Raw genomic sequence first — 12,040 nt, forward strand, 5'->3', positions numbered from 1 at the left:
TTTTGTCCTGGTACACGCGAGAGCGAAAACTCTGGGTCAACATCCACAACCAGGGCACGAGTGTCAGGTGGTAGCGGGTTAAAGAACCATCGCTGCCAAGCCGGGCGGCAGTGCTGACCAAGCCACTGCGCGGGCATCGGCTGCCATCGGCGAGCGTGGTCAGCAATGTAATTTTTTGGCCCATCAAGGCTGAGAGCGCGATTGAGTGATCGGCGCTGAGTGCGAAGATATCCCAGCGATAAAGGTCGGATAACGCTTCATGACCGACCCAACGCTCCACCTGCAGGCTCTGAGCCAGGGGGGCAGGGGCATCCAGTAAATACAGCCGGGTTTGGCTGGAGAGGGTCGAACTCATCGCGGTGATATCCCTATTCAATCAGGTTATTGCTCTGCCATTTGAAAGCTCGCCGTTCAGGCAGTCGGGCATAACCCGCCAAAAAGTCGGCAAGGAAACTATTGAACGTGCAAAGGCATTTGGGTGGGGGCCATTGTGCCTAGTTGCCCGGGGGAATTGGCGGGGGAAAGAGTCTTAAAAAGACGTACTACAGAAATTAGAGAAAGAGCTTACGAAAACTTGTCAGTGTATTATGTAACAAGCCTCTTTGATGCTCGATGCCAGGCTATACGGCGATAGGGTAGGAGGGCAGGGAGAGGGTGGTTATCAGTCCAGATTTTTAAAGATTATTTATCCGCCAGATGTCACTTTTTAAAGAGCGAACCTTGTTACTCCAATGGGATTAATGACTCTGGACAGCATTTATTCAGACCTTGATACAATTATTGCCAGGCGTGTGCCGTTACTTGGTAAATCCCGGATTTAAATGGTCATTTGCCAGTAACTCGACAGCATCAACCCGTGCAGAATATGCGTTTTACCTGAGCCCATTCTTACCAAAACAATATAACTAAACTAAACAGACATTTAGTAGAGTTATAACTTAACCACCTTAAAAAGACCGACAATAGCAGGGTTGGACTCTTACTCACCCAGTTTCGCGCTCGCGAAACTCTTGTCTTGGTGGAGTTTCTCAAGGTATTCCATCAAATCGACCTCTTTATAATCCTGAAAGTGCCCGCGTAATAGCTCTTTTAGCTTCGTTTTGCTTAGCCCCAAGATACCCGCAGCGCTTGAAATCCGGCCTGCTGAGCAGTTAATCACCTGGCTGATTTGCGCAACAATTCTGGCCTTCCTGAGCATCTGTTCAGGGTTGGCCACGCCGATATCTGCGTAAACATTGCCGGAGCTGTTCTCTATTTTCATGGCTGATTAACCTTGAGTGGATTGATACGTTATGGTCATCGTTAACGAGCCGTCAGGCTGGTTTTCGATGATCAATAGGTCACCTGCGACAAGACCCATTTGGCTGAGCAGATCATCGGGCAACAGCACGAACATGTCGCCAGTGCCATCGGCAGCGTCTTGGCAGGTCATCGTCCAACGTTTACTTTTAAGGCCACGCGTTGAATTCATATTTTTCCTCAGGTACTCAAATGACAGAGCCAATTCTTGATTACGATCCGGCAGACTCGCTGGTTGATACTGACACCATAAACATCTTTTTAGCTGATGCTAACGACACTGGCGACGCGGCTTATATTGCCGAAGCAATGGCCGTAGTTGCACGTGCCAAAATTCACATTGAAGCACTGGAGATTTTGCAGCGTGTCTGCGAAGGTCAAGAAGCCGTGCATTCAGCGGCGGACGTAAGGACGGATCTGGGCTTGGACGGCTGAGCGCCTGCTGAAAAGCAGCCTCCACTGACCCTGACCCTCAAATACGAAGATTCGCATAATGTATATTATGTTAAATTAAATGTTTGTATGCAGCACGCTGACTGCCTACCGATTGATCGACGAGCCTTTCCCGGATTTTTAGGCTGCACAGCCCTGCTCACTCAGCACTGACACACCAGAAACAAAGCAGATGACTAAATGCCTAAGGCTGCATTAACCGGGCTTTCAAGGTGAGGTTATGGTCGGGCTGCTCTGCTGCGAGTCATATGGATGAGTGCTGATCTACGACTATCCAGAGAAGTTCTCTCTTCGACAGCAAAGGGCAAAAAGCCTAGTTTTGGATAAAGCAGCAAGCCTGCTGTATTTTCATTGAAGCACGAGATCTGCACCTCTGTGGCGTCATAGCGGTCGAACGCCAGAGCAGTCATCGTCTCCACGATGAAGGTCGCCACCCCTTTACCTCGCGCCTCTTGGGCAACGATGACATTGCCGATACAGCAAACCCCACCCATCTCAGCCCGATAAAAGTTAGCAAAGCCAACGACGCTATTCCCGGCTTCGACAATCGTCGAGTCGAATCGTTGAGTAATAGCGTTAGACAGCTGAGCTTCAGTCAGAGGGTATTGCGCTTTCGGGAACATATAAAACAGTTCCTGAGCGTTAAGGGGAAAGCTACAGATAGTTTTGATGTCATCAGCCTTCACTGGCCTGTGTTGCAATATCATCGCGCCTCCTTGAGGTCTATGCATTCGGCATTCTAGCTCACTACTATTTGCTCAAACACCTTTGGCCCTGGTGGACTGACCTCTATTTCTGGTGAATGCCAAAAACGGGGATTATCAAGACGGCTATCAGGATTTCGTAGTGCTGGCAGTCGCCCAGCGGTAAAGCTTGGATAGAACATAATCTTGGGCAAGGTACTCTTGTTCCAAACGGATAACGCTTTGCGCAGATTTGATAAGCGACTCAAATAGCAGGCGCTCCTCCGACAGTAAACCCACTGCAGGAAGGTTCGTTGAGCGCGGCTCCTCCACGGCAAAGTCCATGTGTGCCAGTAAGGTCTCGTGATCCATCATCAAGGCCGTAAGCCTTGGCAGTGTCTGCCGGGCGTGAGCAAGGATAGTCAGCCCCCAGCTGTCGATGTCTCCCCAATACGCTACATCCCGCTCGGCGAGCCATGGAGCCATACGCCATTGGGTATTCCGGCCACCGCCAAAGATGGCGACCGTGTCTGGAAGTTCGGGCAAAGCGTAGCCGGGTTTGGTGTTCTCCACGACCAACACCCTGCGACAAGGTAATGGTCGCGCCAAAAACTCTTGGAGGGGGATCTGTAATACTGAGAAGCCTCCCATTTGCTGCCTAAGTTCTGGACACAAGGGTCGAATATAGAGCCAGTTGTTCGGGGTTGGCAAGCAGCCGAGCCAGGCCTCCAGCCCACCGGATTCACACAGTGCCCCATTGTGGATGACATCAAGCAAGGTGGTCAGCAGAGGTGTGTGCGTTTCCAGAAATTTGGTATCAATGCCTTGTACAGGCACCCCCCGCAGGTAACACCCCTCCCCCATACCCTGACGCAACTGTGGCAACACCTTCGCCATCTGTTGGGCAGCACGATGGCTCATTTGCTCGACTACAAGGATCTGTCGAATGAGGGTGTCATACAGATTTCGCTCCACTGCCAGCAGGGGTTCCATGAGTTGCGCCCAGATCTGAGACCGTTGGACGGCTACCGGCCCGATGGCTTCAATCAACTCTTTAACATTCGAAAGATCAAGCCGCTCCGGTACCTCGACATCACCCACCACTCGATACCTGCGGGTTACCCACTTGACCTGACTGGGCGTGCTCCATTGCCGCCAGGCATTGACCCAGTTGTGGAAGTGGTCAATGTCCATCAGTGCATCGCCCGCCGCAGGTGGCTTAAGTGGCAAGCTGATCGGAAAGCGCCGCGTGCCCTGAAGGCGCCCCCGTAGATTGGTTGCATTATTCCACTCAAGGCGCTCGACCTCACGCATGACCTCGGTTGGCAAACGCCCCCAACTGCGCATTAGCGTTGCTCCATCTGAATGCCCAGACCTTCAGCGAGCCCGGCCAGTTGAGTTTGCTTGGCTTCCCGGCGTTCAGCGCTTTGCTTATCGAGTTGATCCCAAGTGATCTGGCTCAAGCGACTTTCATGGCCATCGATCTTGCGCTCGGCGATGATCAGAGAGCGGGCTGAGTCACGAGCCAGGTTCAGGTTCTTGTAAGGTGTAATCAAGTTGACGTGAATTTTAAGCTCGCGAAACACCCGTAGCACGCGGCGACTCACCTTATCGGCAGTGTTGGAAAAGGCTTCATCCAGGAAAACGGTGCAGTACATCGGGTGCGGAGCACCCTCCGGGGTCAACACATAGGCCAAGCTTGCGGCCACGATGATGCCGGCAAACGATTCCTTCTCCCCTCCGGACTTGCCTGAAGACGAGCGAAGCACATCACGCACGGCGCCGGTTTCCTTCACGATTTCATTGGCATAGAACGTCATGCGGTAGCGCGAATCCAGGAGGCGTTGACTCTCCAGGTTAATGGCGGTGGCTGAATGGGTAGCCTTTTCTAGCTTGCTGATCAGACTGCAAAGCTCGAGGAACCGAGCCTCGTGATCAACGCTTGAGGCATGTTTGAGCACCGAACCCAGCAAGGCTGTGAAGTCTTTGACATGCGCGTAGTGCTCATCCTCATGTTTCAGCAGCAGAAACGTGCCGTGGTTGAACTCAGTACGCTCCAGCACTTCGTTGATGGTGGCGATACGATCCTGAATGTCCTCACGCTCGTCATCAATGGCCCGTTGCATGCGGCCCAAGGACTGGGTGGTATTGTTGTTTAGCCGCTGCTGGAAGCGCTCAACCAGATCCGGCAGGCCCTCGTTATTAAGCTTGTCAAGGTAGTCGATGTAATCCAGGCGACCCTCGATAGCTGTCAACCAGTCATTGGCAACCAGCGGCCACTTTGTCTTGAAGGTGTTGATGATCGCGATGATACGACCGTTATAGAGATTCGCTCGTTTGCCAATCGTGCTCAATGAATCATCCAGGAACTCTCGCTGGGTTTTCTCCAGTTGATGGAGTTTATCCAGATGTTCCAGAGTAAGAATGCCAACACGCAGGGACAATGACTGTCGCACAGCGTCTGCCAAACCTGCACTGGCAGCAAGGGCTGAGTCCTGACGACTTTTATTGGCCTGCTGGATCTGCAAATCGAGCCCACCTACCTCTCTGGCATTTTGGTTTTGCTCAGTGCGGAATTCCTGGAGCTCTTTTCTTGCCTGTTCAAGCAGCGCTTTAGCCTTACTCAGATCGCTGTCTGGATCATTGAGGACCGCTAGGTCGTTCTTGAGGGTGTCCAGGTGTTGCTTGGCCAAAGTAACGTCGATTTGATCCCACAGGGTTTGAGCCACACGCTTCCAGGTGGCCTCAGAGGCCACCAAGTTGTCCATTTCCTGACGTTTCACGGTTTCATCAGATCGGGCAGAATCGAGGCCATCCCGCAGGCTCTCACCCTCCTCCTGCAGTGCTGCCAGCCGGCTGAGGTTGTTGAATCCGAGGTACCAGTTCTTTTTATCGTCGACGCGTGTCGCGTCCTTCTTCTCAAAACGCCCCTTCTCCAGCTGTACCAGGCCCTCGCGGGTTATGGAGTAAGGGGTATCATTGAGCACTTCTGCGCAATCCACACAATGCAGGTCGAACCGCGCCAGATGGCGCTTGAGCCAGTCACGATACGGGTGTTCTTTCCATTCCAGTTTGCGCAGGAATCCGTCGCCGAGGAACTCCGGATTGCGCTCGGTTTTGCTGACAACCTGCACACGAACATGCAGGCCGGTGTGCCGACTGTTTACCCAGCCCGTAATCATGCGGAACTTGTCATCGGGCACCAGCAACGTTGTCCGGTGGCCCCCAAGTGCCCGCTCAATAGCCCCGCGCCACGGCGCTTCGGTACGGCGCACATCGAGCAGCTCACCGATGAATACCACGCCATCCTTGTTGAGTTGCAGGCTCTCAACCATTTCGTCTCGCAGGCGCTGGAACGCGGCGTCAATGTTTGAGTTGGGACGTTTCTCGATTTCACTGATCTGAGCCTGCAGGTTCTTTATCTGCTGGATAATGCCCGAGAGAACGCCACGCGACTCGCCGAAAGCATTCTTCGCGTCGTCAATCTGAGCGGGTAGATCAACCAGGATAGCTTTGGCCGAAGCGATGTTGTCCCGCACGGCACTCGCCGTGAGCGTTTCGGCAAGCCCCAGATCACGAGTGTCCTTTTGATAGTCATGGGCCTTATCGGTCGTGGTCTGGTAGCCCTTCTCGGCTTCATCAACCTCACGCCGCAGGCTATCAAGGCGATCACCGCCCTGCTGCTGGTAGGCGTGTAAAAGCGAGGTTACACGCTCCTCAGTCTGCGACACCGTTTCAGCCAAACGCTTACCATAGGACGTCAGGTTATCCAGCGCGCGATCCAGCTCTTCACACCGCAGCCCCCAAAGCTGGTGGCCCTGCTCGCCGAAGAATGCAGTCAAACCTGCGGCCTCTGAATTGACCTGCCCTTGCTCCTCCAAGGAACTCTCATAGTTCCGGTTGTGATCTGGCAGGATGCTCAGCACCTCCTTTTGCTGCTTGGCAGTATCCAGCTCATTGTGGACGGCGATCAGATCGTCGAATTCCTTGACAACCCCAGTGGCCAGATCGCGAACTTTGCTGGGCTCAAGCACCAGTTCACGGATCAGAGCTGTCAGGTCATCAATCTTTTTCAGACCTAACGCACGCTGCAGCAGCGCCGGCGCATTGGCGTTTTCCATGCGTAGCAGCCGGGTGAAATACTCTTGGTAGGCAGAAAAACTGTTGTCAAAGTGTTTAAGCATTGGGTCGTCATCGACGTACTGCTTGAGTTGACGCACGTTGTTGGAACCAAACTGCTGGAGCAGCACCTCCAGACTGATATCCCGCTTACCCACCAGGTAGAAGCGCTTGAGGTCGGACATGGAAGCGCCGGCCTGGCGAATCCAGAACATGGAGACCAGTGTGATCTCGGAGCCGTCGTCGGCCCGGTACAGGGCTCGCAAGGCGGTCATGGTGGCACCGTCACGCTTCATCAGGTTGAGCGTTTGGGAACCGTCGTGGGCTGTTCCGTAATTGCCGCGAATATACGACATCAGGTTGCGATCTGAACGATCACCTTGTGAGGCTGCGATGTTGAATGACGTTTGCCCAGGTCGGTTGAGCAGCGCCATGTGCGCATCGATAAGCGTCGACTTACCCGCACCGTTATCACCAGTGATCAGGGTGCCTTCAGGGTCGATCACTGCTGTGTGCAACCCGTGGAAGGAACCCCAGTTGTAAACCGAAATCTCCGCCAGACGGATCTGCCCTGTAGAGAATAGATCGCCGAAGTTGATATGGGTCATGTCAGACATCGTCTTCTATCTCTTGTTGATCCATCTCACTCCCCTGGTCGGCCAGTTGCTGATACTGGATTAGGAGGGTATTCAGGAAGTCGGCATTAACCACGTACCGAATGACCGGGGTGACTTCGAGTCGGTCACCATCGCCGCGCACATTCGCCAGCAGGCGCTTTTCGCGCAGCTTGGTGATAGAGCCATTGAGGGTCTTGCGCTCAAGAGCGCTGCTGTTGGTCAGCTTCAAGAAAGGGGTCATGAGTTCAGCGATGGTGTCGACATCGATCATCACCTTGTTCTCACCAATGACTTCCCTCTCTTGGTAGTACTTACGCAACACCAGCAGCACCAAGGTGTCGTAAAGTGGCATGGTGCGTTTTCCAACCAGGCTTGAGCCATCCTCGTCTGTCAGATCTTCGTACTCGGATTCGCTCAAGTCCTGCTCAAGCAGGATAGCAATGCCTGCTTTCTGGTCTAGCGTCATACACAGCAACATGTTGGCCAGATGAGCAGCGATGAGTGCTTGGTGCTGGCACAGCGCTTCAAAAGCCAGGCGTTTCTTTTCCGCCCGCACAACACCCGTGCTCAACAGCAGCCTCAGGGCCCGGCGTGCCTCCGCTGGCATGATGCCGTGAACAACTTCTGATTCAGGTTGGACCGCCACTTCGTCAAGTTCGCCACTCTCCTCCTGCTCCGCCAGTCCATCTTCCGGGTGCTCTGCATCGTCCAGGGCCGGGGCTGCCATCTGGCGGTAAGTGTCGAAGAGCGACGGTGCCAAAGCATCGTTGTTTGGGGCTTCACGGCTCATAGGGGGAGGCTCTCAAAATTCTCCGGGAACTGGTCGGCGCTCAGGAGTAGCACCGGAACTTTGGCACGTATGGTTTGACCTTGTCGGTCAGCAACCACCAGATGCTCGACGCCCTCAAGGGAAACAGCGTCAATGGCTTTGGCGATGCGAACCAGGGCTACCAACTCCTCAAGCCCGCCTTGTATTGGGCGCAATTCGGCGATCTGAGCCAAGCTCAACGGCCCTTGGCTTTTCAGAAGTTCACGTATTGCTTCGGCTACCTCCTGAATCTTCACCGCCTCCAGACACTCAAGAATGGTGTCACTCACTCGGGTCTGGTTACTTTGCGCAACCACCTTACTGGTATCCAGACTTGCCTGCGGATGCATCAATCGAATGCTCGATGGCGAGCTAACCGAGAGTGGCCCGCTGGCCACATGTACCTTCAGGGAGGTGCGTGGGCCAATGTCTCGATCCTTAAAGGTGACTGCCAGTTTTTCCAGTTGGCGCAACACTCGTTCGACTGCCCGGCGCTCGATCTGGGCACCCGCCTCGACAAAAGCCCTTAGACTTTCCTGGGTGCGACGACGTACCGAAATTACCCGCTGGCTTTCGCGACTCAACTCACGCACCAGATGAGTGAGAAAACGGATTTCTTGTAAGTTCAGGTGTGATCTGGCCGTTGGACGATCCAGAATTGACCGGATTTGCTCGCGAAATTCTACGCTACGGTTCTCGTCACAGAGGAGTCTGAAGAAACCGTCAAACGCCTGACCAGCGTCTGTCTGCAAAAGTGCATCTTCATTATCCAGAAGATTCTGGATGACCAGGCCACGACCGCCTTCCGATTCGATCATCTGAACACGTATGCTCTGGTCAAGTTGACGGATGTCATCCTCAACCCGGCGAAAATCACCGGTTAGCCCGCAGGCCATCTGGTAGACACCGCGTATTCGCTCGCGCTGTTCGCCACTGGAGAGTTCGGGCACGATACCTGCCTCCAGCCGCATGACTTCTTCATTCAGCTCTGCCAACCGTTCACGCAGTACGAGTAAACGCTCTTCAGCACTCGGGTTAAGAGCGACGGCCAGGTCTCGTACAGCGTCTTGGACTTGACGCAAGTGGGTGGCCGATGTCGTGGCATCCCTGCTCTCAAGACCCTCGACAAATCGCAGCGCCTGATAAAAGGCGTCAGTACGGGTCAGTTGGTCATCATGCTCACGCATCCAGCCGGCATGAATCCAGTTGCGCAGGTGCGAGTTGGCGTTGTCTTGCATGCCATACACTTGCTGCCAAGTTGGCAACTCCGCCTCAAGCGCAGCTTTTGCTCTTGCGAACAACACCTCTTGCTCGTCAACAAACAGGCTGTCGATGAACGCCAGGATAATCGGTGCCGAATCGGCACGCAGTAAGCGCCAGGCGGACTGCTCAACATGCAAACGACGATAACGCGCTTGCTTCTCGTACAAACTCATAGCGCCTCTCTAATCGGCAGCCCAGCAGCGGGTTTACAGGATTGATTGAGTCGCATCTCATGGCTTTTGACAGCCAACAAGGTGCTGCATTTTGAGTTTGAGCCACTCAATGACCTGTGACTATTTCCTTGAATTCCAGCACATATTGACCTAAAGAAAATATCAAGCTGTTTCATATTGATTCAAAGTCAAACCGTGAAAACGCAGATTTGCTCACGCACGTCATGACGCGGGGGGGAACGCCTTAAGCGTGTAGAGGCTGCCGGGAGCGGTGAAAGTAGCCGCCCCCCTTGGGCGGCTACTGATATGGTGCCACTGCCGTAGGCTGCGGTCATTACAGATGGAAATGGCCCGCAGCTTCAGGCTGGTAAAGCACTTTCCTGATTTCAATCCGGCGGGTCCGATCAGAGATCCGCCAGTCGATGGCGTCCCCTTCCTGATAGCCCAGAATGGCGGCACCGATGTCGGAACATACGGAGTGCTTACCGGCGCTGCTGTCCGCGTCTTCAGGGTAGACCAAGGCCACTTCGATTTCTTCGTCGTCCAGTTGCAGCAAGGCCCTGGAGTTCATCGTCACGACATTACACGCCACCTGCTGCGGCTTGACGACAATGGCGCGCTCAAGCTCATGCTCGAGTTCAACCACGGCGGGGCCTTGCTCAAGCATGATCAGGTGTTCGAGCCGGGCCTTGTCGATTTCTGTGATATAGATGCCCGTGGCGTCGCCCACGGTACCTTCGCGCAAAAGCTGGAGGTAGCGCCCCCCCGTCATGGCAAATGATTTCAATGTCGGCGTTTCGCTCTCAAGCTGAAAACCGCAGCGCAGAAAAACTTTCAGCGAGCGAGCGTTATCCGGGTGGATCTTGGCGATAAGCTTCTTGGCCCGCATATCGAGGAAGGCCAGTTTCATGCCTTCACGGATCGTGCGGGCACCCAGGTTGCGGCCCCATTTGTCGCTGTCTCCGATGACCAGAACGATCTCGCAATGGCAGCCGGTCTTGATCAGACGGACAAAACCCACCGGGGTGTCATGCCGGTCATAGGCCATGAAAAATCGACCGCCCTGGTTAAATAGAGGGGTCAGGATCGGCAATTGAGTCCGATCAATGACGTGCTCGATGGAGCGGGAAACATGACGTGAATCGCTCAGATAGCAGGTGACGCGCTCATCCTCCAACCAGTCCATCAACGTCAGCGCGTGTGCCCGAGTGATTTCGGGGCACAGCGAAATGAAAGGCTTGTTCATCTTCACCACACTTATTTGTAAAGAATGAAAGCCCTTCATGGCTATGGCCATGACGGTTCTTTCGGCAACCGGCTACTTTAAAACATTACGCGCGCTATGACGAACAGCCTGCGCCGTTTTCCTCTCTTTCACCCGACATAACCCTCGCGCCAAGGGCCCACGAACGCCCATATTTGCCGGCCCACGCCGCATCATGAGCAGCGCTAACGATTTGCTGAAATCAATTCATTATCCCTTTGCCAAGGCCTCACCCTACAATGCCCACCATCAAAAGATACTCTAAACAACACTGAGCAATAACCGGAAGGCAATAATTAAAAGCGCTGAAAGAGCAAGGGAATGCTGTCGGCCTTTATTCAAGAAAAGGTGTCAAATCATCATGAGCAAAGAATTTACATTCACCATTAAAAGCATTTGTTTTGATGAGCATTACCAGCCATCAGACACTACGCGAATCACCACGAATTTTGCCAACCTGGCCAGAGGGAACAGTCGCCAGCAGAATTTGCGCAATACCTTGATGATGATTGATAACCGCTTTAATACTTTGGCACACTGGGATAATCCCAAGGGCGACCGTTACACGGTTGAGCTTGAAATCATTTCCGTGTCAATGAATATTGAAGCCGAAACCAATGACAACGCCCTGCCCTTGATTGAAATCCTGAAAGCCAACATTCTGGATCGCACCACCAACACGCGCATCGAGGGTATTGTCGGTAATAATTTTTCCTCTTACGTGAGGGATTATGATTTCAGCGTAGTGTTGCTGGGGCACAACAAAGATCAGTCTGAATTCAGTATTCCCGATAACTTTGGGGACCTGCATGGAAACCTGTTCAAGTGCTTTGTGAACTCCAGTACCTATAAACAGCATTTTAACAAGGCACCGGTCATATGCTTGAGTGTATCGAGCAGCAGGACGTACCACCGAACGGAAAATCAGCACCCCGTGCTGGGGTTTGAGTATCAGCAGGATGAGTACTCTTTGACGGATGAGTATTTCCGGAAAATGGGCTTAAAAGCTCGCTATTTCATGCCTTCGAACAGTGTTGCACCGTTGGCGTTTTATTTTTCTGGCGACTTGCTGGCTGACTACACGGACCTTGAACTGATCAGCACGATCAGCACGATGGATACGTTCCAGAAGATTTACCGGCCCGAGATTTACAACGCGAACTCTGCCGCTGGCATAGCGTATCAACCCAGCCTGAACCACCAGGATTACTCGTTAACGCGTATTGTTTATGACCGTGAAGAACGCGGCCGGTTAGCAATTGAACAGGGCAAGTTTGTCGAGGACCACTTCATCAAACCCTACCAGCATATTCTTGAGCAATGGTCTGCCCACTGCGCGCTCTGATGTAGTTAAAACAAGG

General features: G+C 53.3%; 11 protein-coding genes. 2 read left to right on the forward strand and 9 right to left on the reverse strand.

Going from position 1 to position 12,040, the window contains the following annotated elements:
- The 3 genes from Q1W15_RS00240 to Q1W15_RS00250 form a co-directional block, all read right to left on the reverse strand.
- Positions 1-355 (reverse strand): contractile injection system protein, VgrG/Pvc8 family (locus tag Q1W15_RS00240; RefSeq protein WP_300719391.1); only part of this gene is annotated, 355 nt, incomplete at its 3' end.
- Positions 356-979: 624 nt separating this feature from the next.
- Entirely contained in the window at positions 980-1,261 is a 282-nt protein-coding gene (locus tag Q1W15_RS00245) for an XRE family transcriptional regulator (RefSeq protein ID WP_300719393.1), read from the reverse strand.
- A 6-nt stretch (positions 1,262-1,267) separates the two neighbouring features.
- Positions 1,268-1,471: an AbrB/MazE/SpoVT family DNA-binding domain-containing protein gene (locus Q1W15_RS00250; protein WP_300719395.1), complete on the reverse strand. Its 204-nt coding sequence runs from the start codon at positions 1,469-1,471 to the stop codon at positions 1,268-1,270.
- A gap of 20 nt (positions 1,472-1,491) precedes the next feature.
- On the opposite strand from Q1W15_RS00250, the gene Q1W15_RS00255 reads away from it, so the two are divergent.
- Positions 1,492-1,734 carry a hypothetical protein gene (locus Q1W15_RS00255; RefSeq protein WP_300719397.1) on the forward strand — a complete coding sequence of 81 codons (243 nt, stop codon included), beginning with the start codon at positions 1,492-1,494 and terminating at the stop codon, positions 1,732-1,734.
- 236 nt (positions 1,735-1,970) lie between these two features.
- Here Q1W15_RS00255 and Q1W15_RS00260 read toward each other — a convergent pair whose 3' ends face one another.
- From Q1W15_RS00260 to Q1W15_RS00285, 6 genes are all read right to left on the reverse strand, one after another.
- Positions 1,971-2,459, reverse strand: coding sequence for a GNAT family protein (locus Q1W15_RS00260; protein WP_300719399.1), 489 nt, complete (start codon positions 2,457-2,459; stop codon positions 1,971-1,973).
- A 126-nt stretch (positions 2,460-2,585) separates the two neighbouring features.
- Positions 2,586-3,782 (reverse strand): DUF3322 and DUF2220 domain-containing protein, encoded by a 1,197-nt coding sequence (locus tag Q1W15_RS00265; protein ID WP_300719401.1) that lies wholly within the window; start codon positions 3,780-3,782, stop codon positions 2,586-2,588.
- Complete coding sequence (locus Q1W15_RS00270) at positions 3,782-7,171, reverse strand: ATP-binding protein (protein ID WP_300719403.1); 3,390 nt, start codon at positions 7,169-7,171, stop codon at positions 3,782-3,784. The genes Q1W15_RS00265 and Q1W15_RS00270 overlap by 1 nt, the downstream gene beginning before the upstream one ends.
- Positions 7,164-7,961, reverse strand: a complete 798-nt coding sequence (locus Q1W15_RS00275) for a DUF4194 domain-containing protein (RefSeq protein ID WP_300719405.1) — start codon at positions 7,959-7,961, stop codon at positions 7,164-7,166. The genes Q1W15_RS00270 and Q1W15_RS00275 overlap by 8 nt, the downstream gene beginning before the upstream one ends.
- The gene (locus Q1W15_RS00280) at positions 7,958-9,415 is read right to left on the reverse strand and encodes a DUF3375 domain-containing protein (RefSeq protein WP_300719407.1); all 1,458 of its coding nucleotides are present in this window, start codon (positions 9,413-9,415) and stop codon (positions 7,958-7,960) included. Before Q1W15_RS00280 ends, Q1W15_RS00275 begins: the two co-directional genes overlap by 4 nt.
- 334 nt (positions 9,416-9,749) lie before the next feature.
- Positions 9,750-10,712, reverse strand: coding sequence for a bifunctional GNAT family N-acetyltransferase/nucleoside diphosphate kinase regulator (locus tag Q1W15_RS00285; RefSeq protein ID WP_300719409.1), 963 nt, complete (start codon positions 10,710-10,712; stop codon positions 9,750-9,752).
- 328 nt (positions 10,713-11,040) lie between these two features.
- On the opposite strand from Q1W15_RS00285, the gene Q1W15_RS00290 reads away from it, so the two are divergent.
- Positions 11,041-12,024 carry a DUF1852 domain-containing protein gene (locus Q1W15_RS00290; RefSeq protein WP_300719410.1) on the forward strand — a complete coding sequence of 328 codons (984 nt, stop codon included), beginning with the start codon at positions 11,041-11,043 and terminating at the stop codon, positions 12,022-12,024.
- The last annotated feature ends 16 nt before the right edge of the window (positions 12,025-12,040 follow it).

It is taken from the genome of Pseudomonas sp. (genome assembly GCF_030150285.1).
Taxonomy (GTDB): domain Bacteria; phylum Pseudomonadota; class Gammaproteobacteria; order Pseudomonadales; family Pseudomonadaceae; genus Aquipseudomonas.

Coding starts and splice junctions, on each gene's coding strand:
- Q1W15_RS00245 (WP_300719393.1), bottom strand. CDS start 1,261: ATGAAAATAGAGAACAGCTCCGGCAATGTTTACGCAGATATCGGCGTG.
- Q1W15_RS00250 (WP_300719395.1), bottom strand. CDS start 1,471: ATGAATTCAACGCGTGGCCTTAAAAGTAAACGTTGGACGATGACCTGC.
- Q1W15_RS00255 (WP_300719397.1), top strand. CDS start 1,492: ATGACAGAGCCAATTCTTGATTACGATCCGGCAGACTCGCTGGTTGAT.
- Q1W15_RS00260 (WP_300719399.1), bottom strand. CDS start 2,459: ATGATATTGCAACACAGGCCAGTGAAGGCTGATGACATCAAAACTATC.
- Q1W15_RS00265 (WP_300719401.1), bottom strand. CDS start 3,782: ATGCGCAGTTGGGGGCGTTTGCCAACCGAGGTCATGCGTGAGGTCGAG.
- Q1W15_RS00270 (WP_300719403.1), bottom strand. CDS start 7,171: ATGTCTGACATGACCCATATCAACTTCGGCGATCTATTCTCTACAGGG.
- Q1W15_RS00275 (WP_300719405.1), bottom strand. CDS start 7,961: ATGAGCCGTGAAGCCCCAAACAACGATGCTTTGGCACCGTCGCTCTTC.
- Q1W15_RS00280 (WP_300719407.1), bottom strand. CDS start 9,415: ATGAGTTTGTACGAGAAGCAAGCGCGTTATCGTCGTTTGCATGTTGAG.
- Q1W15_RS00285 (WP_300719409.1), bottom strand. CDS start 10,712: ATGGCCATAGCCATGAAGGGCTTTCATTCTTTACAAATAAGTGTGGTG.
- Q1W15_RS00290 (WP_300719410.1), top strand. CDS start 11,041: ATGAGCAAAGAATTTACATTCACCATTAAAAGCATTTGTTTTGATGAG.